Origin of the sequence: Pseudomonas poae (assembly GCA_028869255.1) — a bacterium.
GTDB classification, from domain to species: Bacteria; Pseudomonadota; Gammaproteobacteria; order Pseudomonadales; family Pseudomonadaceae; genus Aquipseudomonas; species Aquipseudomonas poae_C.
The window spans coordinates 2,988,459-3,012,300 of sequence record CP110972.1 but is presented as its reverse complement, the minus strand read 5'-3'; the positions used below and the strand labels follow the sequence as shown (position 1 = coordinate 3,012,300).

23 protein-coding genes are annotated in these 23,842 nt (G+C 60.9%); 18 read left to right on the top strand and 5 right to left on the bottom strand.

Annotated features, from left to right (window positions below; translation table 11 throughout):
- Positions 1–56 precede the first annotated feature (56 nt).
- Positions 57–962, top strand: a complete 906-nt coding sequence (locus LRS56_13710) for a hypothetical protein (protein WDU65399.1) — start codon at positions 57–59, stop codon at positions 960–962.
- 153 nt (positions 963–1,115) lie between these two features.
- On the opposite strand, the gene LRS56_13705 is transcribed toward LRS56_13710, so the two are convergent.
- Positions 1,116–2,345, bottom strand: coding sequence for a multidrug effflux MFS transporter (locus LRS56_13705; protein ID WDU65398.1), 1,230 nt, complete (start codon positions 2,343–2,345; stop codon positions 1,116–1,118).
- 92 nt (positions 2,346–2,437) lie between these two features.
- Between LRS56_13705 and LRS56_13700 the strand changes: the two genes are divergently transcribed.
- Positions 2,438–3,859, top strand: coding sequence for a PLP-dependent aminotransferase family protein (locus LRS56_13700; GenBank protein WDU65397.1), 1,422 nt, complete (start codon positions 2,438–2,440; stop codon positions 3,857–3,859).
- Between the two features lie 72 nt (positions 3,860–3,931).
- Here LRS56_13700 and LRS56_13695 read toward each other — a convergent pair whose 3' ends face one another.
- The gene (locus tag LRS56_13695; GenBank protein WDU65396.1) at positions 3,932–4,840 is read right to left on the bottom strand and encodes a MurR/RpiR family transcriptional regulator; all 909 of its coding nucleotides are present in this window, start codon (positions 4,838–4,840) and stop codon (positions 3,932–3,934) included.
- 284 nt (positions 4,841–5,124) lie between these two features.
- On the opposite strand from LRS56_13695, the gene iolC reads away from it, so the two are divergent.
- From iolC to LRS56_13625, 14 genes are all read left to right on the top strand, one after another.
- Positions 5,125–7,062: a 5-dehydro-2-deoxygluconokinase gene (gene iolC / locus LRS56_13690; GenBank protein ID WDU65395.1), complete on the top strand. Its 1,938-nt coding sequence runs from the start codon at positions 5,125–5,127 to the stop codon at positions 7,060–7,062.
- Between the two features lie 163 nt (positions 7,063–7,225).
- The gene (gene iolE / locus LRS56_13685) at positions 7,226–8,119 is read left to right on the top strand and encodes a myo-inosose-2 dehydratase (GenBank protein WDU65394.1); all 894 of its coding nucleotides are present in this window, start codon (positions 7,226–7,228) and stop codon (positions 8,117–8,119) included.
- Positions 8,116–8,904: a 5-deoxy-glucuronate isomerase gene (iolB, locus tag LRS56_13680; protein WDU65393.1), complete on the top strand. Its 789-nt coding sequence runs from the start codon at positions 8,116–8,118 to the stop codon at positions 8,902–8,904. The genes iolE and iolB overlap by 4 nt, the downstream gene beginning before the upstream one ends.
- Positions 8,905–8,929: 25 nt before the next feature.
- Positions 8,930–9,751, top strand: a complete 822-nt coding sequence (locus tag LRS56_13675; protein ID WDU65392.1) for a TIM barrel protein — start codon at positions 8,930–8,932, stop codon at positions 9,749–9,751.
- Positions 9,752–9,899: 148 nt separating this feature from the next.
- Positions 9,900–11,831 (top strand): 3D-(3,5/4)-trihydroxycyclohexane-1,2-dione acylhydrolase (decyclizing), encoded by a 1,932-nt coding sequence (iolD, locus tag LRS56_13670; protein ID WDU65391.1) that lies wholly within the window; start codon positions 9,900–9,902, stop codon positions 11,829–11,831.
- 19 nt (positions 11,832–11,850) lie between these two features.
- Positions 11,851–12,861 (top strand): Gfo/Idh/MocA family oxidoreductase, encoded by a 1,011-nt coding sequence (locus tag LRS56_13665; protein WDU65390.1) that lies wholly within the window; start codon positions 11,851–11,853, stop codon positions 12,859–12,861.
- A gap of 93 nt (positions 12,862–12,954) precedes the next feature.
- Entirely contained in the window at positions 12,955–13,983 is a 1,029-nt protein-coding gene (locus LRS56_13660; protein WDU65389.1) for a Gfo/Idh/MocA family oxidoreductase, read from the top strand.
- Between the two features lie 128 nt (positions 13,984–14,111).
- On the top strand, positions 14,112–14,291 hold the full coding sequence (locus tag LRS56_13655) for a hypothetical protein (GenBank protein WDU65388.1): 180 nt from the start codon (positions 14,112–14,114) through the stop codon (positions 14,289–14,291).
- A gap of 49 nt (positions 14,292–14,340) precedes the next feature.
- Entirely contained in the window at positions 14,341–15,270 is a 930-nt protein-coding gene (locus LRS56_13650) for a sugar ABC transporter substrate-binding protein (protein WDU65387.1), read from the top strand.
- A 115-nt stretch (positions 15,271–15,385) separates the two neighbouring features.
- Positions 15,386–16,888: a sugar ABC transporter ATP-binding protein gene (locus tag LRS56_13645; protein ID WDU65746.1), complete on the top strand. Its 1,503-nt coding sequence runs from the start codon at positions 15,386–15,388 to the stop codon at positions 16,886–16,888.
- A gap of 31 nt (positions 16,889–16,919) precedes the next feature.
- Complete coding sequence (locus LRS56_13640; protein WDU65386.1) at positions 16,920–17,942, top strand: ABC transporter permease; 1,023 nt, start codon at positions 16,920–16,922, stop codon at positions 17,940–17,942.
- 424 nt (positions 17,943–18,366) lie between these two features.
- Entirely contained in the window at positions 18,367–18,771 is a 405-nt protein-coding gene (locus LRS56_13635) for a TraR/DksA C4-type zinc finger protein (GenBank protein ID WDU65385.1), read from the top strand.
- A 198-nt stretch (positions 18,772–18,969) separates the two neighbouring features.
- The gene (locus LRS56_13630) at positions 18,970–20,565 is read left to right on the top strand and encodes a methyl-accepting chemotaxis protein (GenBank protein WDU65384.1); all 1,596 of its coding nucleotides are present in this window, start codon (positions 18,970–18,972) and stop codon (positions 20,563–20,565) included.
- A gap of 140 nt (positions 20,566–20,705) precedes the next feature.
- Positions 20,706–20,909, top strand: a complete 204-nt coding sequence (locus LRS56_13625; protein WDU65383.1) for a hypothetical protein — start codon at positions 20,706–20,708, stop codon at positions 20,907–20,909.
- On the opposite strand, the gene LRS56_13620 is transcribed toward LRS56_13625, so the two are convergent.
- From LRS56_13620 to LRS56_13610, 3 genes are all read right to left on the bottom strand, one after another.
- The gene (locus tag LRS56_13620) at positions 20,910–21,140 is read right to left on the bottom strand and encodes a DUF2789 domain-containing protein (protein WDU65382.1); all 231 of its coding nucleotides are present in this window, start codon (positions 21,138–21,140) and stop codon (positions 20,910–20,912) included.
- Positions 21,141–21,209: 69 nt separating this feature from the next.
- Positions 21,210–21,440 carry a hypothetical protein gene (locus tag LRS56_13615; protein ID WDU65381.1) on the bottom strand — a complete coding sequence of 77 codons (231 nt, stop codon included), beginning with the start codon at positions 21,438–21,440 and terminating at the stop codon, positions 21,210–21,212.
- Positions 21,441–21,553: 113 nt separating this feature from the next.
- Positions 21,554–21,826, bottom strand: coding sequence for a hypothetical protein (locus LRS56_13610; protein WDU65380.1), 273 nt, complete (start codon positions 21,824–21,826; stop codon positions 21,554–21,556).
- A gap of 404 nt (positions 21,827–22,230) precedes the next feature.
- On the opposite strand from LRS56_13610, the gene LRS56_13605 reads away from it, so the two are divergent.
- The gene (locus LRS56_13605; protein WDU65745.1) at positions 22,231–22,680 is read left to right on the top strand and encodes a hypothetical protein; all 450 of its coding nucleotides are present in this window, start codon (positions 22,231–22,233) and stop codon (positions 22,678–22,680) included.
- Positions 22,681–22,812: 132 nt separating this feature from the next.
- Complete coding sequence (locus LRS56_13600) at positions 22,813–23,817, top strand: ABC transporter substrate-binding protein (protein ID WDU65379.1); 1,005 nt, start codon at positions 22,813–22,815, stop codon at positions 23,815–23,817.
- The last annotated feature ends 25 nt before the right edge of the window (positions 23,818–23,842 follow it).

Genomic DNA, 23,842 nt, shown 5'->3' with positions numbered 1-23,842 from the left:
GCACTGTCCCTTTTGAGAGTTGTAACACTATTTTTCCTGCCGGGAGCAAAACAACAATGATCACATCCTCATCCACGCTTCAAGAGTCGAGCACGCTCTCCGGGGTTTCCTGGGGGGCGATATTTGCCGGGGCCGCTGCGGCGGCGGCACTGTCCCTGATTCTGGTGTTGCTGGGCTTCGGCCTGGGTTTTTCGGCGGTGTCGCCGTGGGCCGACAGCGGGATCAGCGCCAAGGGGCTTGGCATTTCCACGATTATCTGGCTGGCATTTACCCAGATCGTCGCGTCCGGGCTGGGCGGTTACATCGCCGGACGGTTGCGCGTGAAATGGGCGAATATGCACGGCGATGAGGTGTACTTTCGCGACACCGCCCATGGTTTCCTGGCGTGGGCCGTGGCGACACTGGTGACGGCGACCCTGGTGGTCGGTTCGGTCAGCAGCGTGGTCAGCGGCGGCGTGCAAGCGGGTGCCAGCGTGGCCTCCGGTGCCGTCAGCGGCATGAGCCAGGCGGCAGGCAGTGCGGCCAAAGGCGCCAACAGCGAGGACTTCGGTTATTACGTTGACAGCCTGTTCCGCGACGACCGCCCAGCCGCGGTCAGCGATGATGCGGTCCACGGCGTTGTGGCCCGGATCTTCGCTCGCACCCTTAGCAATGACGGGCAGCTCGCCGCTGAAGACCGTGCCTACCTGGCCCAGTTGATCAGCCAGCGCACCAACCTCAGCCAGGCCGACGCCGAGGCGCGTATCGACAAGGTCTACGGCGATGCCCGTAAAGCCATCGAGGACGCCAAGCTCAAAGCCAAACAAGCCGCTGACACTGCCGCCAAAGTCGCTGCCTGGACTGCGCTGTGGATGTTTGTCGCGCTGCTGATCGGCGCGTTCTTCGCCAGCTTCGCGGCCACCTTCGGCGGTCGTCGTCGGGATGCGGTGGTGTATGTCGAAACCGAACATTTTGTCCGTTAATTAAAAGGAGAACGTCATGCGCTCATTACTGCTTTGGTTCCTTGGTGTGCCTATTCCTGTGATCATCCTGATCGCGATCTTCATGCACTAAACTGAGCCTGGCTCGGTTCCCTGTGGGAGCGGGCTTGCTCGCGAAGGCGGTCTGTCAGCGAATTACGAGCTGGCTGACACAGCGCTTTCGCGGGCAAGCCCGCTCCCACATTTGGTTTGGCGCAATGCCAGCCAACTGATGACCAGCAAAACCGTGGCGACGGCGGTCATGATAGTCAGCGGCTGCGATGTACCGTCGGACAACAGCCCGGTGGCCCAACTGCTAACGGCCGTGAGGAACATCTGGGTGAAAAAGAACAGCCCCGAGGCGGTCCCGGCAATTGCGCCGTAAGGCTGCAGCACTGACAGTTGGCACGCCGGAATTACCATCCCCACCGACACCATGATCACCACCATCGGCAGCACAATCGCCAGCCATTGCCCGGGCAATGCCGTGGTGGCGATAGCGAGGATGACGCTGCCCAGTACGTTGAGCGCAATCGCGGCGCTGATCAAACGATCCGGCTCGAACCGCAACACCCACCTGCGGAACAGGTTGGCGCCGAGCATGTAGCCGCTGATGGTGGCCGCGAACACCAGCGCATACGCCGTGGCCGACAGGTGGAAGCCGCGTTGCAGCAGCGCCGACGACTCACTGATAAACGGAAAATAGGTGCTGTACACGCAGCCGATCGCCAGGGAGTAGCGCAGGAAATAGCGGTCGCGCAGCAACTGCCCGTACAGGCGCAGCAGGTTGCCTGGCGGCGCCGCAGCCACTTGCGGCGGCCGGGTTTCCGGCAGGCGCCGATACACGACCAGGTACAACAGCGCGCCGATCACTGCGAGCAACACAAACAAGCCGCGCCAGTTGACGAAGGGCAACATCAGGCTGCCCAGCACCGGTGCGGCCATCGGCGACACGGCCATGGCCATCGAGATCAAACCCAGCAGTCGCGCCTGTTCATGGCGGTCGAAGTAGTCGCGCACGATCACGCGGCCGATCACCGTGGTGCAGCAACCGCCCAGGGCCTGAAACAGCCGTGCGACGATCAGCACGCCGATGCTGTCGGCCAAGGCGCAGGCCACGGTTGCGGCTACGTACAAAAACAACCCCGTCAGTAAAATCGGGCGCCTGCCGAAGCGATCGGTCAGCGGGCCGCTGACCAGCAGCGAAATCGCCGAGCCGAGGGTGTACAGCGTCAGTGTCAGTTGCAGCTGGCTGTCGCTGGTGTGGAAGTAGTCGGCCATGGCGGGCAGGGCCGGCAGGTGCATGTCCAGGGTGATACGCGGCAGGCCGATCAGCACGGTCAGCAGCACCAGCCAGAACCAGGAGGAGAGGGCGCGTTGAGTCATGGGTCGCTTCTTGGCAAGGGGTAGAGTTCGAACTCTAGCGGCTTTGTGGTTTAATCCTCAGGGCCACTTATGCCCTTAACCACTGGACCACTATGAGCCGAGGAAAAGCCGCTTCCACCCTGGACCTGCCGCGCCCCGATACGCTGGACGCCGGTAAGCAACAGGCGGCCTACGACGCTTTGCGCGCCGCCATCCTGAACCGGCAATTGCCGGCGGGCAGCCGTTTGCCGTCGACCCGCAGCCTGGCCGAGCGTTGGTTGGTGTCCCGTGGCACCCTCGAAGCGGCGTATGAGCGTTTGCATAGCGAGGGTTATGTGCAGCGGCTGGCGGGCTCCGGCACGCGGGTGTGCGCGGTGATCCCCGAGCAATTCATTGCGGCCCCGACCGCCCGCGACAGCGTGCGGCGCCTGGCCGTGCCGGATCAGCCCGACACCGGCGTGCAAAGCCATGTGCCCTTCGTGGCGCGACGCCCGGATGCCAGCCTGTTCGACCTCAAAGCCTGGGCGCGTTGCATTTCCCGTGGGCTGCTGCAGTTGGGCCCGGGCGTGCTGGAGGCCGCCCACCCGGCCGGGCTGCCGGCCTTGCGCGAACAGATCGCGGATTACCTGCGCAGTTATCGCGGCATGCAGTGCGAAGCGGATGAAGTGATCGTCACCACCGGCATCCGCCATGCACTTGACCTGATCGCCCGCACGCTGCTTAAAGCCGGCGACACGGCGTGCGTCGAAGACCCCGGTTATACCCCGGCGCGCCGCCTGTTCAGCCTGGCGGGTGCGCGGGTGCTGGCGGTCCCGGTCACCGCCGAAGGTCTCGACACCGCCCGGTTGCCCGACACGGCGTGCCTGGCCTACGTGACGCCGGCGCACCAGGCGCCGCTGGGCATGACCCTGTCGGTGTCGCGCCGTTTGGCCCTGCTGGATTGGGCTGCCCGCGCCGACGCGTGGGTGGTCGAAGATGACTATGACAGCGAGTACAACTACAACAGCGCGCCCCTGGCCGCGCTTAAATCCCTGGATTCCGGCGACCGGGTGATCTACTGCGGCAGCTTTAACAAGAACCTGTTCCCAGGCCTGCGCGTGGGCTTCATGGTGGTGCCCAAAACGCTGCGCCCGGCGTTGTTGCGAACCCTGCAACTTACCGGGCATTCGGTGGGCGCGACCGATCAACTGGGGTTGGTGGAATTCCTCGGCAGCGGGGCGTTTGTGCGGCATCTGCGTGCGTCGCGCCAGGCGTATCAGGCGCGCCGTGATGCGTTGCTCGCCTGCCTGCCGGATAACTGCGTGGTCAGCGGTCAGCAGGCTGGGCTGCATTTTGTGTTGTGGTTACCTGCAGGTGTCGCCGAGCAGGATTTCTGCACGCGTGCCGCCGCCGTCGGGTTGACGTTGCAGCCTTTGGGCAAGTTCTGCCTTGACGCTGAACTGCCGCCGGCGGTGATCATTGGCTACACCGCCTTGACCCTGGCGCAGATCCGCTTCCATGGTCGGGTGCTCAGGCAATTGTTGATAGCCGCTTGACGCACACCTTAATACCAAACGCTGAGCAAAATGTGGGAGCGGGCCCGCTCTCACAAGATTTTCAGTGTCACGTCAGTCATCAAACCCGACCTGCTCGTGAATCTCATCCACCTTCAATTCCAACCGGTACGCCACGGCAATAAACAACGCCTGGCACAGGCACAAGGTGGCGCTCAACGAGCGGAAGGCAAACGAGGAGCCTTCATTCACCAGCAGCACCGCGTTTGCCCGCTTGGCCAGCGGTGAGAGGTTGCTGTCGGTGATGATCAGGGTCTTGGCCTGATGATGCTGGGCAATCCGCAGGCAATGCTGGGTCTCTTTGCCATAGGGCGTAAAGCTGATGGCAATCACCAGGTCATTGGCCCGCACACTGCGCATCTGTTCGCGATAACTACCGCCCAGGCCCGAGATCAGGTGAATGCGCTTGTTGGTGTGCTGCAGGTTGTAGACCAGGTAATCGGCCACCGCAAACGAGCGACGCACGCCGACCACGTAGATATTGTCGGCGTTGACCACCAGGTCCACGGCTTTTTCAAAGGCCGCGTCATCCAGCTCCAGCCCCAGGCGCTCGATGCCGGACAGCGTGGCATTCACGCACTCACGCGCCAGGTCGCCGCCGCTGGCCTTCTGCGACTTGTTGGCGATCATGCTGCGGATGCGTTGCTGGTAGTTCTGCACCGGTGTGGTCTTGTGGGTGTAGGCCTCGCGAAACAGCGCCTGCATCTCACTGAACCCGCTGAACCCGAAACGCTGGGAAAACCGCACGATGGCCGAGGGGTGCACTTCGCATTCGCGCGCGATATCGCTGATGCGATCCACCATGATCCGGTCGCTCTGCTGGCTCATATAGCTGGCGATGCGCTTGAGCTGGCGTGGCAGGCTCTCGTATTCGTCGGTAATCAGCTGCAACAGACGTTCGGCATTGATCGCAGGGCTGGCGAGCGTGTCTTCCAGGGTGGTCTCGGGATCGGTGCGGGACATGGGCAATCCTTCTGGCGTGTTCTTCTGATGCGCTGATGGGTGGCGCAAGTCTACAGGGTAGGCGCAAAAAAATACCCCGGCATCACGGCCGCCGTGACCTGCTGAAACGATGCACGGGGACTGGTGTGCCATTATGCAGGCTTATTGGAAAAAATATTCCACTGAAAATAATTATGGAATAAATATTGATTGGGGCCGCTGAACGTTCTAGTCTGCATTCACCAAGAGCGTGTGCCGTCACCACGGCGGCACCACGCAGGCTGATAAAAATAACAGGAGCCAGCATGGGCCAGACTCGTTTTGCCAGTGGGCGTCAATTGGATCTGATTTGCCTCGGGCGCCTGGGCGTCGACCTCTACGCACAACAAGTAGGTGCGCGGCTTGAGGACGTGTCCAGCTTTGCCAAATACCTCGGCGGTTCCTCCGCCAACATCGCCTTCGGCACTGCGCGGCTGGGGCTGCGTTCGGCGATGTTGAGCCGGGTAGGGGACGACCATATGGGTCGCTTCCTGGTGGAATCCCTGGCCCGCGAAGGCTGCGATGTCAGCGGCATCAAGGTCGACCCGGAGCGCCTCACCGCCCTGGTGTTGCTCGGGCTCAAAGACCGCGAAACCTTCCCTCTGGTGTTCTACCGCGAAAACTGCGCCGACATGGCGCTGCGCGCCGAAGACGTCAGCGAAGCCTTTATCGCCTCCAGCAAAGCCTTGCTGATCACCGGCACGCATTTCTCCACCGATGGCGTGTACAAGGCCAGCATCCAGGCGCTGGACTACGCGGCCAAGCACAACGTCAAGCGCGTGCTGGATATCGATTATCGCCCGGTGCTGTGGGGCCTGGCGGGCAAGGCTGATGGCGAAACGCGGTTTGTCGCCGACCAGAATGTGAGCCAGCACGTGCAGAAAATCCTGCCGCGCTTCGACCTGATTGTCGGCACCGAAGAAGAGTTTTTGATTGCCGGCGGCAGTGAAGATTTGCTCACCGCGCTGCGCACCGTGCGTGAGCTGACCCCGGCGACCCTGGTGGTCAAACTCGGCCCGCAAGGCTGCACGGTGATCCACGGCGCGATTCCTGCGCGCCTGGAAGACGGCGCGATCTACCCTGGCGTGCGGGTTGAGGTGCTGAATGTGCTGGGCGCCGGCGATGCCTTTATGTCGGGCTTTCTCAGTGGCTGGCTGGACGACGCCAGCGATGAGCGCTGCAGCCAGTTGGCCAATGCCTGCGGCGGGCTGGTGGTGTCCCGTCACGCCTGTGCACCGGCGATGCCGACCCGCGCCGAGCTGGATTACCTGTTCAACAGCCCGGTGCCGATTACCCGCCCGGATCAGGATGTAACCTTGCAACGCCTGCACCGTGTCACTGTGCCGCGCAAGGCCTGGAAGCAGCTGTTCGTCTTTGCCTTCGACCACCGCTGGCAACTGGTGGACCTGGCCCAACGCGGCGGCCAGGACCTGAGCCGCATCAGTGATATCAAGCAGCTGTTTATCCAGGCCATCGAACGCGTTGAGCGCAAGCTCGCCGAGCAGGGCGTCGAGGCCGATGTGGGCCTGTTGGCCGACCAACGCTTTGGCCAGGACGCGCTCAACGCCGCCAGCGGTCGTGGTTGGTGGATCGCACGCCCGGTGGAAGTGCAGAACTCGCGGCCGCTGGCGTTTGAGCACGGCCGCTCGGTCGGCAGCAACCTGATCGCCTGGCCGCAGGAGCAAATCATCAAATGCCTGGTGCAATTTCATCCTGACGATGAGCCGTTGCTGCGCCTGGAACAGGAAGCGCAACTCAAGGCGGTGTACGAGGCTTCCCTGGTCAGCGGGCATGAGCTGCTGCTGGAAGTCATCCCGCCCAAGGATCATCCGTCGACCTACCCGGACGTGCTCCACCGCAGCCTCAAGCGGCTCTACAACCTGGGGATCTACCCGGCGTGGTGGAAAATCGAGGCGCAGTCGGCCGAGGACTGGAAAAAGCTTGATGAACTGATCCAGGAGCGCGACCCGTACTGCCGTGGCGTGGTGCTGCTGGGCCTGAATGCCTCCGCCGAGTTTTTGGCCGATGGCTTCCAGCAAGCCAGCCAGAGCACCACCTGCCGTGGGTTTGCCGTGGGCCGCACGATCTTCCAGGAACCGAGCCGGGCGTGGATGGCGGGGGAGATTGATGATGAAACGCTGATTGAGCAGGTGCAGGCCACCTTTGAACAGCTGATCAACGCCTGGCGCAGTTCCAGAGGCTGAACACTGCCCCCTATTTGAAATGCAACCCAATGTGGGAGCTGGCTTGCCTGCGATGCAGGCGACTCGGTCCATCAGCTACACCGAGTGGATGCCATCGCAGGCAAGCCCGCTCCCACATAAAGCAGATCTCATGCAACTTTGAAAAACAATAAAAGGTGCAGCCATGCCCGCAATCCGAATTGGCATCAACCCGATCTCCTGGAGCAACGACGACTTGCCGGCCCTGGGCGGTGAAACGCCCTTGAGCACCGCCCTCAGCGAAGGCAAGGAAATCGGCTACGAAGGTTTTGAACTCAACGGCAAATTCCCCAAGGACGCCAAAGGCGTCGGCGATGTGCTGCGCCCCTACGCGCTGGACCTGGTGTCCGGCTGGTACTCCAGCCGCCTGGCCCGGCGTTCGGTGGCCGAAGAAATCGAAGCCATCGCTGGACATGTCGAGTTGCTCAAACAGAATGGCGCGACGGTGCTGGTGTACGGCGAGGTGGCCGATTCGATCCAAGGCTCGCGCATCCGTCTGATCGAACGCCCGCGTTTCCACAGCGAACAGGCCTGGCAGGACTACGCTGACAAACTCACCGAACTGGCGCGCTTCACGCTCTCCCAGGGCGTGCGTCTGGCCTACCACCACCATATGGGCGCCTACGTCGAATCCCCGGAAGACATTGACCAACTGATGCGCCGAACGGGGCCGGAAGTCGGCCTGCTGTTCGATTCGGGCCACTGCTATATGGGCGGTGGCGAACCCCTTGAGGTGCTGCGCAAACACATCGAGCGCATCTGCCACGTGCACTTCAAGGATGTGCGCAAGGCGGTGGTGCAACTGGCACGCAACCAGATGTGGAGCTTCCCCGATTGCATCGTCAACGGCACGTTCACCGTGCCTGGAGACGGTGATATCGACTTTGCCGAATTGCTCGATGTGCTGCTGGCGGCAAACTACGAGGGCTGGCTGGTGGTCGAAGCCGAGCAGGACCCGGCGGTGGCGCCCAGCTATATCTATGCGAAAAAGGGCTATGACACCTTGCGGGCACTTCTCAACGAGAGGACTCAGAAATGAGCTTGCTGGTCAAAAGCAGTAAACGCGGGCAAACCATGGTTGCCCTGGAAGAAGGGCGTCTGGAGTACGTGGGCTTTGCCGCCTACCGCCTGAGCCTGGGAGAAACGCTGCCGGTCACCGCAGGCGATCAGGAGTTGTGCCTGGTGCTGCTCAGCGGCCGCGTGACTATCGAAGGCGAGGGTTTCAACTGGCAGAACCTGGGAGACCGGCAGTCGGTGTTCGAGGACAAATCCCCGTTCGCCGCGTACCTGCCGCCCGGCACCGACGCGCAGGTCACCGCGTTGAGCGACGTCCAGATCGCGGTCTGCGCCGCACCGGGTGCGCCGGGTTACGCGCCACGCCTGATCCGCCCCGAGCACTGCAAACGCAGCGTGCGCGGCAAGGGCGCCAATACCCGCTATGTGTGCGACATCCTGCCCGACAGCGACCCGGCCCATTCGCTGCTGGTAGTGGAAGTGCGCACGCCGTCCGGGCATTCGTCGAGCTACCCGCCGCACAAGCACGACACCGATGACCTGCCGCACCAGAGCTTCCTCGAAGAGACGTATTACCACCAGATCAACCCGCCCCAGGGCTTTGTATTCCAGCGCGTGTACACCGACGATCGCAGCATCGACCAGGCCATGGCCGTGGAGAACAGCGACCTGGTGGTGGTGCCCAAGGGGTACCACCCGGTCAGCGTGCCCTACGGTTACGAGTCCTATTACCTGAACGTGATGGCCGGCCCCAAGCGCGCCTGGCACTTCCATAACGACCCGCAGCACGCCTGGCTGCTGGACCTTTAACCGGTTTGGACGGAGAACAACAATAATGAAGTCGCCCCTACGTTTTGCCCTTAACCGCATGGTCGCGCCCAACTTGTCCCTGCCGGATTTCATCCAGTTGGCGGCCGCGCTCAAGTGCGATGCCATCGAGATCCGCAACGACCTCAAGAACAGGGAAATCGAATACGGCACCCCGGCCAGCCACGTGCGTCAATTGTGCGCGGCGCAGGGCATTACGGTGCTGTCGATCAACGCGCTGTACCCCTTTGACGTGTGGAACGACGAACGCCGCGCCCAGGCAATCACGCTGGCCACCTATGCCCGCGAATGCGGCGCGCAGGGCCTGGTGATGTGCCCGCTCAACGAACCCGGCGACACGCGCAACGACGCCCAGCGCGCCGCCGGTTTACGCACAGCGTTGAGCGAGCTGGCGCCGATCCTGCGCGAGCATGGGATTCTCGGGTTCGTCGAACCCCTCGGCTTCGAAGAATCGGCTCTGCGCCGCAAGCGCGTGGCGGTGGACGCGATCCAGTCCATCGGTGGCCTGGATGTGTTCCGCGTGGTGCACGACACCTTCCACCACCACCTGGCCAACGAACATGAGTTCTTCCCGGAACTGACCGGGCTGGTGCATATCTCGGGTGTGGAAGATGCCGAGGCGCCGCTCAATTCGATTCGCGACGGCCACCGTGTGCTGGTAGGCGAGGGCGATATCCTTGGCAATGCGGCGCAGATCGACACCTTGCTCAGCAGCGGTTACGGCGGCTATCTGTCATTTGAGCCGTTTGCCGAGAGCGTGCATGAACTGGCGGATATCCAGCAGGCGATCGGGGCAAGTATCGCCCACTTACAAAACCCCCGGACCTGACGCGGGCCAAAGTGTGGGAGCGGGCTTGCTCGCGAATACGGTGGTTCAGTTAAAGATTCTGTATCTGACACACCGCATTCGCGAGCAAGCCCGCTCCCACACTGGATCACTGTTGATCGACAGATTTGCATTCATACAAGGTGCGAACATGACCACAACACGATTGACCATGGCCCAGGCCCTGGTGAAGTTCCTGGATAACCAATACATCGAAGTCGATGGCGTGCAGAGCAAGTTTGTCGCCGGGGTGTTCACGATTTTTGGTCACGGCAATGTACTGGGCCTGGGCCAGGCACTGGAGCAGGACAGCGGCGACCTGGTGGTGCATCAGGGCCGTAACGAACAGGGCATGGCCCACGCGGCCATCGGTTTTGCCAAGCAGCACCTGCGCCGCAAGATCTATGCGTGCACCGCCTCGGTCGGCCCGGGCGCGGCCAATATGCTGACCGCTGCCGCGACTGCCACGGCCAACCGTATCCCGTTGCTGTTACTGCCTGGCGATGTGTATGCCAGTCGCCAGCCCGACCCGGTGTTGCAGCAAATCGAACAGTTCCATGACCTGAGCATCAGCACCAACGATGCCTTCCGTTCGGTGAGCAAATACTGGGACCGCATCAATCGCCCTGAGCAGTTGATGAGCGCTGCGATCCACGCCATGCGCGTGCTGACCGACCCGGCGGAAACCGGCGCGGTGACCCTGGCGCTGCCTCAGGATGTGCAGGCTGAAGCCTGGGACTATCCGGATTATTTCCTGCAAAAGCGCGTGCACCGTATTGAACGTCGGCCGGCGACCAGCGCAATGATCGGCGACGCGTTGGCGGCCTTCAGGGGCAAGCGCAAACCGCTGATCATCTGTGGCGGCGGCGTAAAGTACTCCGGCGCGAATGCGGCGTTGCAAGCGTTTGCCGAGCGCTTTGATATTCCGTTCGCCGAAACCCAGGCGGGCAAGAGTGCGGTGGTGTCCAGCCACGCGTTGAATGTGGGCGGTATTGGCGAGACCGGCTGCCTGGCCGCCAACCTGCTGGCGCCCGAGGCGGATCTGATCATCGGCATCGGCACGCGTTATACCGACTTCACCACCTCGTCCAAATCGCTGTTCAAACATGCCGAGGTGAAGTTTCTCAACCTCAATATCAGCCCCTGCGACGCCTTGAAACTCGACGGTGTGCAAGTGCTGGCCGACGCAAAAGTTGCCCTTGAAGCACTGGCCGATGCGCTCGGCGACTACCGCGCAGGCTGGGGCGAGCAGGTGCGCGACGCCAAGGCCCGGTTGGACGCGGAAGTGGATCGCGTGCATCAGGTGGAGTATCAGGGCGACGACTTTGTGCCTGAGGTCGATGACCTTCTGGACCGTGGCGTACTGCGCGAATTTATCGAGCTGACGGGCTCATGCCTCACCCAAAGCCGCGTGCTCGGCGTGCTCAACCAGACCCTGGCCGATGATGCGATTATCGTCGCCGCCGCCGGCAGCCTGCCGGGTGACTTGCAACGCGCGTGGCGCAGCAAGGGCGTCAACACCTATCACGTGGAGTACGGCTATTCGTGCATGGGCTATGAGATCAATGCGGCCCTTGGCGTGAAACTGGCCGAGCCGACCCGGGAGGTCTACGCCCTGGTGGGTGACGGCTCCTACATGATGTTGCATTCGGAGCTGGCCACCTCGATCCAGGAGCGGCGCAAGATCAACGTGGTGCTGCTCGACAACATGGCCTTCGGTTGTATCAACAACCTGCAGATCGGCAACGGCATGGACAGCTTCGGCACCGAGTTTCGCTACCGCAACCCCGAGAGCGGCAAGCTCGACGGCGGACTGGTGCCGGTGGATTTCGCCATGAGCGCGGCGGCGTATGGCTGCAAGACCTACAAGGTGAGCACCGTGGAACAGCTGGAAGCGGCCCTGGCGGATGCGCGCACGCAAACCGTTTCGACCCTGATCGATATCAAGGTGCTGCCCAAGACCATGGTCCACGGCTACCTGTCGTGGTGGCGGGTGGGCGTGGCGCAGGTGTCCACCAGCGAGCGCACGAATGCAGCGGCGAAAAAACTCAATGAACAGCTGGCGAAAGCCCGGCAGTACTAATAACAAGAGGAGTGTTTGTATGTCTTTGAAGCTGGGTGTTATCGGAACGGGCGCCATTGGCCGTGACCACATTCGTCGTTGCAGCCAGACCTTGCTCAATAGCCAGGTGGTGGCGGTGACCGACATCAACCTTGAGCAAGCCGCCAAGGTTGTCGCCGATTTGAAGCTGGACGCCGAGGTGTACTCGGACGGGCACGCGCTGATCAACTCGCCGCAGGTCGAGGCGGTGCTCGTGACCTCCTGGGGCCCGAGCCACGAAGAGTTCGTGCTCGCCGCCATCGCCGCCGGCAAGCCGGTGTTTTGCGAAAAACCCCTGGCAGTGACGGCCGAAGGCTGCCGCAAGATTGTCGACGCCGAAGTGGCCTACGGCAAGCGTCTGGTGCAAGTGGGCTTTATGCGCCCGTACGACGAAGGCTATCGCGCCCTAAAAGCGGTGATCGACAGCGGCCAGATCGGCGAGCCGTTGATGCTGCATTGCGCGCACCGCAACCCCACGGTGGGCGAGAACTACAACACCGACATGGCGATCACCGACACCTTGATCCACGAGCTGGACGTGCTGCGTTGGCTGCTCAATGACGATTACGTGTCCGTGCAGGTGGTGTTCCCGCGCAAGACCAGCAAAGCCCTGGCCCATCTGCGTGACCCGCAGATTGTGTTGCTGGAAACCGCCAAGGGCACGCGGATCGATGTGGAGGTGTTCGTGAATTGCCAGTACGGCTACGACATCCAGTGCGAAGTGGTGGGGGAGACCGGTATCGCCAAGCTGCCGGAACCGTCCCAGGTGCAATTGCGCAGTGGCGCGAAGCTGTCCAACGCGATCCTGATGGATTGGAAGGATCGTTTTATTGGTGCGTACGACGTGGAGTTGCAGGCGTTTATCGACAGTGTGCGCGCCGGGCAAGTCGGCGGGCCGTCGGCGTGGGACGGGTTTGCGGCGGCGGTGGCGGCGGATGCGTGTATTGAAGCGCAGGGCAGTGAGCAGATTGTGCAGGTGAAGTTGCCGGAGCGTCCGCGGTTCTACGGCTGATCACAGTTCCACTGACGAAACACGGTCAAGGTGGGAGCTGGCAAGCCAGCTCCCATATTTGATTGGGTTTGCACTTTAAAGAAGGAGTGAATCATGCGAATCGGACTAGTCGGCTACGGCCACGGAGGGCGCTTTTTTCATGCGCCGCTGATTGCAACCTTGCCCGGCGCGACCTTTGTCGGCGTGGTGACCCGTTCCCCCGAACGTCGCCAACAGCTGGCCACCGATCTCCCAGGTATTCAAGCCTACGACACGATTGGCCAGATCGTCGAAGCCGGCGTCGACGCGCTGGTCATCTCCACCACCCTCAAGGGCCGCCCGGCGCTGGTGCTGGAAGCCATCGAGCATGGCGTGGCGGTGGTCAGCGACAAACCCTTTGCCAGCAATGCCGAACAGGCCCAGGCGCTGATCACCGCAGCCGAACGCCAGGGCGTGCTGCTGAGCGTTTACCAGAACCGGCGCTGGGACTCGGATTACCTGACCCTGCGCAAGCTGATCGACGCCGGCGCCCTGGGTCAAATCACTCGTTTCGAATCCCGCGTCGAGCGCTACAGCCCGCAGGCGGTGGGCAACGCCAGTGGCGGCGGCTGGTTGCGTGACCTGGGCAGCCACCTGGTGGATCAGGCGCTGCAACTGTTCGGCCCGGTGGACCGGGTATTCGCCCAGTTGCAGTTCAGCCCTGAGCATCCCAGCCTCGATCACGGCTTTTTTGTCTGCCTGACCCACGCCAACGGGGTCATTTCCCATGTGTGGGGCAGTGCGCTGCAAAACAGCCAGGCCCCGCGTTTTCGGGTTAACGGCACGTTGGGCTGTTATACCGTCGAAGGGCTGGACGGCCAGGAAGAGGCGCTGATGGCCGGCAAGTCCCCAAAGACCGAAGGCGAGCACTGGGGCGCCGAGGAGCACCGGCGCTGGGGCTGGTTCGAACAAGGCCCGGAGCGCGAGCGCGTCCCCTCGGAGAAAGGGTGCTGGACCCAGTTCTATTCCCAGTTGCAAGCCGCCGTGCAAGGGCAGGGGCCGTTGCCGGTAGACGCCTATGATGCGCTGGAAACCACCCGTATATTGGACGCCGCACGCCTGAGCGCCGAGCGCCAACAGGTGGTTTCAACAAAAATAGAATAAAATTCTAAAACAGGTTGATATGGAAATTATTTTCCAATAAAGTCTTTTCCAGGTTGCATAAAGTACGTCTCGAACCTGATTCGGGCGACTCAACAAAAACAAGATCAAAAACAACCAGGTACCGTCAGATGAAAATCTTCAACGCTGTACTGCGAGTTTTACGCCCTGCCCAAGCGCCACGCGGCCTGCCCCGCGCCCGGCCGTTTTACTTCTCCTTCCTTAATGTGCTGTGCGTCGAAAACAAGGGCGCCCTGGTCTGCTGTATCCCAGGTGCTCCGATTGTCCGACTGCCGTCGTCCTCGCTCTGATCAACGCAACGTCCAACAAAACCAACAAGAAATTGGAGACAGACCGTTCATGAAGACCCCGATCCGTTTTACCGCGCTGGCCCTGTCCATGCTGCTCGCCAGCGGTGTCGCCTCGGCTGCCGACCTCAAGATAGGCGTGAGTATGTCCGCCTTCGATGACACCTTCCTGACCTACCTGCGCGAAGACATGGACAAGCAAGCCAAGTCCTACCCCAAGGGCGACGGTGTGCAGTTGCAGTTCGAAGACGCCCGCGCCGACGTGGTCAAGCAGTTGAGCCAGGTCGAGAACTTTATCAGCCAGAAAGTCGACGCGATCATCGTCAACCCGGTGGACACCGCCTCGACGGCCAACATCATCAAGGCCGCCACCGCCGCGAAAATCCCGCTGGTGTTCGTCAACCGTCGCCCAGACAGCCCGACCCTGGCCCCAGGCGTCGCGGCGGTGGTGTCCGATGACGTCGAGGCCGGCAAGCTGCAAATGCAATACATCGCTGAAAAACTCGGCGGCAAGGGCAACATCGTGATTCTGCTGGGTGACCTGGCGAACAACTCCACCACTAACCGCACCAAGGGTGTGAAGGAAGTGTTGACCAAGTACCCGGGCATCAAGATCGAGCAGGAGCAGACCGGTATCTGGCTGCGTGACAAGGGCATGACCCTGGTCAACGACTGGCTGACCCAAGGCCGCGATTTTGATGCGGTGCTGGCCAACAATGACGAGATGGCTATTGGTGCATCCATGGCCCTGAAATCGGCCGGCAAGAAAGGTGTGTTGATCGCCGGTGTCGACGGTACGCCGGATGGCCTGAACGCGATCACCAAGGGTGACATGACGGTGTCGGCCTTCCAGGATGCCAAGGGGCAGGCGGACAAGTCGGTGGAGACGGCGCGCAAGATGGCCAGGAACGAGCCCATCGAGCAGAACGTGGTGATCCCGTTCCAGCTGATCACCCCGGACAACGTCAAAGACTTCAAGTAGCCCTGACATAACAACAATAAGCCGGCAGGGCGGTCGTGCCCGCCCTGCCGATGGAGTACCTCCCTATGCTCGCTCATGCCGCTGTCTCGCAGCCCCCGGTACCCAGCCGTTACCGCTGGACGAACCCTACCTGCTGGAAATCGTCAACATCAGCAAAGGCTTTCCCGGCGTCGTGGCCCTGGCCGACGTGCAGCTGCGTGTACGCCCCGGCACCGTGCTGGCGCTGATGGGTGAAAACGGTGCGGGCAAGTCGACGCTGATGAAAATCATCGCCGGCATCTACCAGCCCGATGCCGGCGAAATTCGCCTGCGCGGCAAGCCAATCGTGTTTGAAACGCCGCTGGCGGCGCAAAAGGCTGGGATCGCAATGATCCACCAGGAACTCAACCTGATGCCGCATATGAGCATCGCCGAAAATATCTGGATCGGCCGCGAGCAGCTCAACAGCCTGCACATGGTCAACCACCGCGAAATGCACCGCTGCACCGCCGAGTTACTGGCGCGCTTGCGCATCAACCTGGACCCGGAAGAACACGTGGGCAACCTGAGCATCGCCGAGCGGCAGATGGTCGAGATTGCCAAGGCCGTGTCTTACGATTCCGACATCCTGATCATGGATGAACCGACTTCAGCCATTACCGAGAAGGAAGTGGCCCACCTGTTTTCGATCATTGCCGACCTCAAGTCCCAGGGCAAAGGCATCGTCTACATCACGCATAAAATGAATGAAGTGTTCGCCATCGCCGATGAAGTGGCGGTATTCCGTGACGGCCAGTACATCGGCCTGCAACGCGCCGACAGCATGAACAGCGACAGCCTGATTTCGATGATGGTCGGCCGCGAGCTGAGCCAGTTGTTCCCGGTGCGCGAGACGCCCATCGGCGAGCTGCTGCTGTCGGTGCGCGACCTGCGCCTGGACGGCGTGTTCAAAGGCGTGTCGTTCGACCTGCATGCCGGCGAGATTCTCGGCATCGCCGGGCTGATGGGCTCGGGCCGCACCAACGTGGCGGAAACCATCTTCGGCATCACCCCAAGCGACGGCGGGCAGATTGAACTCGACGGCAAGGCGCTGCGCATCAGCGATCCGCATATGGCCATTGAACATGGCTTTGCGCTGCTGACCGAAGACCGCAAGCTCAGTGGCCTGTTCCCGTGCCTGTCGGTCCTGGAAAACATGGAAATGGCGGTACTGCCGCACTATTCGGGCAACGGGTTTATCCAGCAGAAAGCCCTGCGCGTCCTGTGCGAAGACATGTGCAAGAAACTACGGGTAAAAACTCCATCCCTGGAGCAGTGCATCGACACCTTGTCCGGCGGCAACCAGCAGAAAGCCTTGCTGGCGCGCTGGCTGATGACCAACCCGCGTCTGCTGATCCTGGATGAGCCGACCCGTGGTATCGACGTCGGTGCCAAGGCCGAGATCTACCGTTTGATTTCCTTCCTCGCCAGCGAAGGCATGGCGGTGATCATGATTTCTTCCGAGCTGCCCGAAGTGTTGGGCATGAGCGACCGGGTGATGGTGATGCACGAAGGCGAACTGATGGGCACCCTGGACCGTGCGGATGCGACCCAGGAAAAAGTCATGCAGTTGGCCTCGGGTATGTCCGTGGTCCACTGACGAATTGCACAGAATAAGAAGGTGATTGGCTATGAACGCAATAACAGACAACAAGCCTGCCACGGCACCGGTCAAAAACCGGCGGCGACTGCCGACCGAGCTGAGCATCTTCCTGGTGCTGATCGGCATCGGCCTGGTGTTTGAGCTGTTCGGCTGGATCGTGCGGGACCAAAGCTTCCTGATGAACTCCCAGCGCCTGGTGCTGATGATCCTGCAAGTGTCGATCATTGGCTTGCTGGCCATCGGCGTGACCCAGGTGATCATCACCACCGGGATCGACTTGTCTTCGGGCTCGGTGCTGGCGCTGTCGGCGATGATCGCCGCCAGCTTGGCGCAGACCTCCGATTTTTCCCGGGCGGTGTTCCCCAGCCTGACGGATTTGCCGGTGTGGATTCCGGTGGCCATGGGCCTGGGCGTGGGGCTGCTGGCCGGTGCGATCAACGGCAGCATCATCGCCGTCACCGGTATCCCGCCGTTTATTGCGACTCTGGGCATGATGGTGTCGGCCCGTGGCCTGGCGCGTTACTACACCGAAGGCCAGCCGGTGAGCATGCTCTCGGATTCGTACACGGCCATCGGCCATGGCGCGATGCCGGTGATTATCTTCCTGGTGGTGGCGGTGATCTTCCATATCGCCCTGCGCTACACCAAATACGGCAAGTACACCTACGCGATCGGCGGCAACATGCAGGCGGCGCGCACCTCGGGGATCAACGTCAAGCGCCACCTGATCATTGTCTACAGCATCGCCGGTTTGCTCGCGGGCCTGGCCGGTGTGGTGGCCTCGGCACGCGCCGCCACCGGCCAGGCCGGCATGGGCATGTCGTATGAACTGGATGCGATTGCCGCTGCGGTGATCGGCGGCACCAGCCTGGCGGGCGGGGTAGGGCGCATCACCGGTACCGTGATCGGCGCGCTGATCCTCGGCGTGATGGCCAGCGGGTTTACCTTTGTCGGGGTGGACGCGTATATCCAGGACATCATCAAGGGCCTGATCATTGTGGTGGCGGTGGTGATCGACCAATACCGTAACAAGCGCAAACTGAAACGCTGAAGTGGATTTCTCGGTCGGCGCAGAAGCAAAATGTGGGAGCGGGCTTGCTCGCGAATGCGGTGTATCAGTGCCAGATGTACTGACTGACACTCAGCATTCGCGAGCAAGCCCGCTCCCACATTTGATCTTTATCAGGCAGTTCTAACCGTTTGTCTTCTATATGGCTCCACAAACTTGAATTTCTTGCTATAAACGCACTCCGATAACCATTCGCCAAGCCCGTCCTGGTGCCTTTTGGGGTTATATCGGAAAAAATGCCTGTCTTTTCAGTTGCTGAGCCCTCAAGTCGGCCTTAGACTGCCGCCCCTCGTAAATTGAGTGCCGGGTGGCGCTTGAAATGGACGGCGCCTTTCCGAGACCTGCAGAGGTCTGCCGGAACGCTCCCTTATTCGCCTTAATGCACGTATTTTTTATAGAGAAATCAATGACAAAGGAAAAGTTGCTGGCCATGCCGGCGGATGACTACATGAATGCCGAACAGCACGCTTTTTTCGAGCAGTTGCTGCAAGACATGAAAGTGGAACACCACGAGCGCATTGAACAGAACCGTATCGCCATTGAAAGCCTGGACACCCCGGCCGACCCGGCTGACGCCGCTTCCGTGGAAGAAGAGCGTACCTGGCTGGTCAATGCCATCGACCGCGACCAGCGCATGCTGCCGCAGCTTGAGCGGGCACTGGAACGCATCAAGGAAGACTCTTTTGGCTGGTGCGATGACAGCGGCGAGCCGATTGGCCTCAAGCGCCTGCTGATCAGCCCTACCACCAAGTACTGCATCGAAGCGCAAGAGCGCCACGAGCAGATCGACAAGCACCAGCGCCAAGCCTGATGCGCTGAAGTTGGGGGATCGCCGGCGTGATTCCCCAAAGAATGGCTTTCCCCAAGAAAGCTCGTTACGCCCCGTCATTGATCTACTGCAAGCTACCCCACTAAAGGCCCATGGATAATGGCCCGATAGTGGCGTTTAATGCAGCGACAATAATGACAAACAGTGGGGGTGACGAAGATGGCTGGAGACGGATCTCTGATGGGCGCAGCGGTGCCACCGCAAACGGTGGTGCGCGGGTTGCCCGGCTGGCTGACGCCGCTTCTGCAGAGCACCGCTCTGGTGCTGATACTGCTGGGCCTGGCGTTTGCCGGCTTGGCACTATACCTCTGTCTGCCACTGGCCCTGCTGGTGATCTGGCTGCCCCGCCTTAAACACCGCACACCTCGCACAGCAGTGCCCGAAGCCATCGACGCGATTGGCGAGCTGACGCGCGATCTGTCCTACACCACCAGCCACAACGCACTCTCCGCAGCCGGCGTGGCCTACTCGGTCAAGCAACTGGCGGCACGCCTGCAGTCGCAACTGGGCGCGGCCAAGCAGATTGTCGGCAGTGCCGAAGTGATGATCGGCACCGAAAAGCTCACCTCTCAGCTCAGCCGCGAAGCCCTGGAGGCGGCCAGCCAGGCCAATCGCCGCAGTACCGAAGGCCGTGAAGTGTTGGCCCAGTCGATCATCCAGATGCACCAGCTCAGCCAGCGAGCGAATGCCAGCCGCGAACTGATCGAGGCCCTGAGCCAGCGCAGTGAGGAAATCCAGCGGGTGACCCTGGTGATCCAGTCCATCGCCAGCCAGACCAACCTGCTGGCCCTCAACGCGGCCATTGAAGCGGCGCGGGCCGGTGAGCACGGGCGCGGGTTTGCCGTGGTGGCGGATGAAGTGCGTGGGCTGGCAGGCCGCACAGCCACGGCCACCGATGAGGTGGGCGTGATGGTGGCCGATATCCAGCAGCGTACTGCCCAGGTGGTGGAGCAGATTCGTCAGCTCTCGGCGGACTTGCACACCGGCGTCGAACAGGTGGAGCATGCGGGCGAGCAGCTGGAAAGCATCGCCAGCCTGGCTGCGAATGTGGAGGGCCAGGTTAATGCAATCGCTCAGGGCACCGACACCAACCGCGCCCAACTCGACAGCCTGTTCCATGCCGTGGAGCAAATGCGCAGCGACCTCGCCGTAAGCGACCAGCAAACCCGCCAGCTGGCCGACGCCGCCGTGCAGATGGAAGGGCAGGCCGAGACCATCAGCGAGCGCCTGGCGGAAGTCGGGCTGGATGACTATCACCAACGTATCTACGACCTGGCACGCGAAGGTGCGAGCCGGATTGCCACGCAATTCGAAACCGATGTGCAGCAGCACCGTATCAGCCTGGATGACCTGTTCGACCGCAGCTATACCTTGATCCCCAACACCAGCCCAAGCAAATACCACAGCCGGTTTGACGGCTACACCGATCAGGTATTGCCGGCGATTCAGGAGGCGTTGCTGCCACGCCATGAAGGGTTGGTATTCGCTATCGCCTGCACGCCCCAAGGGTATGTGCCTACGCATAACAAGGCGTTTTCCCAGGCACTGACCGGCGATATCCAGGTGGATGCACTGCAGAACCGCACCAAACGCAAATTCGAAGACCGCACCGGCATCCGTTGCGGCAGCCACCAGCAAGCGGTATTGCTGCAAACCTATACCCGCGATACCGGCGAGCTGATGCATGATCTGTCGGTGCCGATCCTGGTCCGGGGCCGGCATTGGGGCGGGTTACGGCTGGGGTACAAACCTGAAGGGGCGAAAGGCGGGCGCTAGGGATTATTGCGGTTTATGCAAGGGAGCTATTCCGGGGATAGCTTTTTCCAGTGGGAGGAAAACCGTAGCATGCTGAATATCGTTAGGCAGCTAACTAATAGTGCGGGCTCATGTTACGGGCTCAGTTACGGAGAACCTCCATGCAAACCAAAGTCGATGTCGCCGTGATGATCGGCACTGGCGTCCCCCCAACCCTGCGTGCGCTGGGCCAGAGAGCCTGCTGGGTGGTGCTGCTCAACGGTGAGCAGCGCGGCACCGCGTTCGCCAGCCGCGATGAGGCCGAAGCGTGCAGGGCTGCCTGGCAGGCGCTGTTGCGCCTGGAGCAACCCGACAGTTTGCATTGATTATTGGTGCAGGCGCTGATTCAGCTCATCCACTGCAATTGCCCATTCAGCGTCTTCGCGAAGCTGTTCCTTGAGAAAATCGGCCTGTTGGCGTGACCAGAAGTCCGCGTCGATCAGTTTCACATCCTCAGGCAAAGGGTGCGCGACGATAAATGCGTCGATTGCGTCCGGGGAAGAATCCAGGCCCAGTTGTTCGAACAGGGTTTCAAGGGTAGGAATTGGCGCGTCCATATCGTTCTCCATGCAGGGTGGGCGTTATGCATGGGAGACTTGGGGGGCGCCAGAGTTCGAATTTGTTGCTCAGGAGTTCAGCGCGCCGGAATCCACGGCGCTTTTGAGGGCCTTGGCGGCGTCTTTCGCCGCGATGGCGGCGGCGTCGGCGGTCTTGAACCAGCGATCTTTTTCCACTTGGTGTGTGGTGATGGTGGTCAGCGGTGGCTTGGCCCGCATTACAATAACCGCTTGAAATTCACCTTCTACTTCTCTTGCGTCGCCATGGATGAAAAACTCGCCGATATCAAATTCCGTCACGTATAGCCTTCCCTTGGAGATAACTGCACTGGTGAAACCTGGCCCGAGGGGGACAAACTTCAGTGGACGGGCCAGTATGGCAGTTGTTGCGGGTCGGCGGCGCGGTAAAGTGATCAAGATGACGAAACGATCACCCCGTGAGGTTCGTGCAGGATGGCTTCGAGTTTTTTTGCCAGTTCGCAGGCCTGGATATGATTACTGCGAAAGCCTTTGATTCGGCCGCTGGTCACTTCGCGGATATGGAAAAAGTTTCTGCCGGCGGGTACGACTTGGTAAAGAACCGAATCCGGGTACCCGTCGTAGCCACGCAAGGGGTAGTATTGAGCCTCGTTCTGATTTGATGAGCGAGTGTGCGAAGACATCGCGTCATAGTACGGTCGTTGCATGGCCTGCTCCTTTCGATCGAACCGGTTGACCCATCTGTAGCGTTTTGAGTAGTTTTGACGTGTGCAGCTGTTTTAGTATTGTCGTTGTCAGCCGGCATTCGGTTCCATGAATTGTGCTGGGTGTCGGAAAACTGCATTTTTAATAGGGTTATTGTCTGAAGTTGCTCGGCCCGTGTTCTCGGGCCGTTGAACCTGTGATCTCCTGTGATGCGTGATGACCTTGCACAAGGTCAGTCATGCACGCCTGTACTAGTCTTATGGCGCTACAGCGGGTTTATCTTCAGTTTTTTCAGCGAATGTGTTGTGTGCTCGTGCCGTGATGGCCGGTTTTTTGTGCTGCCCGCTCTGGCGGACAGCGCTCTTTTCGATGTGGGGGCGTTTCCTTGGCAGTCAGTAATCTGGATATGCACGCGTTGTTCGTGCTGGGTGATTTGCGCGCAAAGTTGGTCAAACAGTTTCAATCCCGTTTTGTTTACATCACTGAGCAGACGCCGGAAGGCATCTATATCGCCGAAATCGATACGCAAGCGGCGTTGGTGGTCGATGACAAACCACGCCTTGAACTGAAAGTGGGTGATCACTTTCGCGCGGCGGTATTGCCCAGCCGTGAAGGCGGCAAGTTTGAATTGAAGTTTCGTGACATCAAGTTGACGGTCTATGGCTTGGGCGAATACGCCTTTGTTTCTTCGGCCGAGGGCCAGGGCATCGTCTTCAAGGAAGGCCACAGCGTGATGCTGGTGTTTGCCGCCAATGAGCAGCTGCAGGAAGGCCTCACCAAAACCCTCAAAGCCGTGACCGGCAAGGCCGCCAAGTGGCGCAAGGGCGAACTGGTGACCTTCAAGGCCAGCGAGTGATTCATAAACACCCTGTACATTCTTATCTCCCGGAACCTCTACTACAGTTGAGTTGACTTAACTATTCAGAGGCTTCGCGCATAGGCAGCAAAGCCGTCCGCTGTTGGCTGCGATATCGCGAGGTGCTAAGGCATGAAAGGATTGAGAACGCTGTTGGCTGCGTTGGGGCTGTCGATGGCCACGTTGCCGGTTTCGGCCGCCGAGGCGCCGGTACATTTTGCCGACCTGAACTGGGAAAGCGGCAGTCTGATTACCGAAGTACTGCGGGTGATTGTCGAGAAGGGCTATGACTTGCCTACCGACACCTTGCCCGGTACCACCATCACCCTGGAAACCGCCCTGGCCAAGAACGATATCCAGGTCATCGCGGAAGAGTGGGCCGGCCGCAGCCCAGTGTGGGTCAAGGCTGAGGCCGAGGGCAAAGTGGTGGGCCTGGGTGATACGGTCAAGGGCGCTACCGAGGGCTGGTGGGTGCCGGAGTATGTGGTAAAGGGTGACCCGGCCAAAGGCATCAAGCCGCTGGCACCGGACCTCAAAAGCGTGCAGGACCTGGCGCGTTACAAGGACGTGTTCAAGGACCCGGAGTCCCCGGGCAAGGGGCGCTTTCTCAACAGTCCCATCGGCTGGACCTCGGAAGTGGTCAATAAGCAGAAGCTCAAAGCCTATGGCCTGGACGACAGCTACGTGAACTTTCGCAGCGGTTCGGGCGCTGCACTGGACGCTGAAATTGCCTCGTCAATCCGTCGCGGCAAGCCGGTTTTGTTCTACTACTGGTCACCGACGCCTCTGATGGGGCGTTACAAGTTGATCCAGTTGGAAGAGCCGCCGTTTGATGCCGAGGCCTGGAAGACGCTGACGGATGCGGACAACCCCGATCCGAAGCCCACACGGTCGCTGGCATCGAAGTTGAGCATCGGGGTGTCCACGCCGTTCCAGAAGGAACATCCTCAGATAGCCGAGTTTTTCGAGAAGGTGGAGTTTCCGATTGAACCGCTGAACAAAGCCTTGGCGACCATGAGCGAAAATCACAGCGCGCCACGGGATGTGGCTCAGGCGTTTCTCAAGGAACATCCTGACGTGTGGAAGGCATGGTTGACGGAGGATGTGGCGCAGAAGGTTGAGGCGAGCTTCAAATAAGAATGCGCCTGCACGTGCAGGAGCC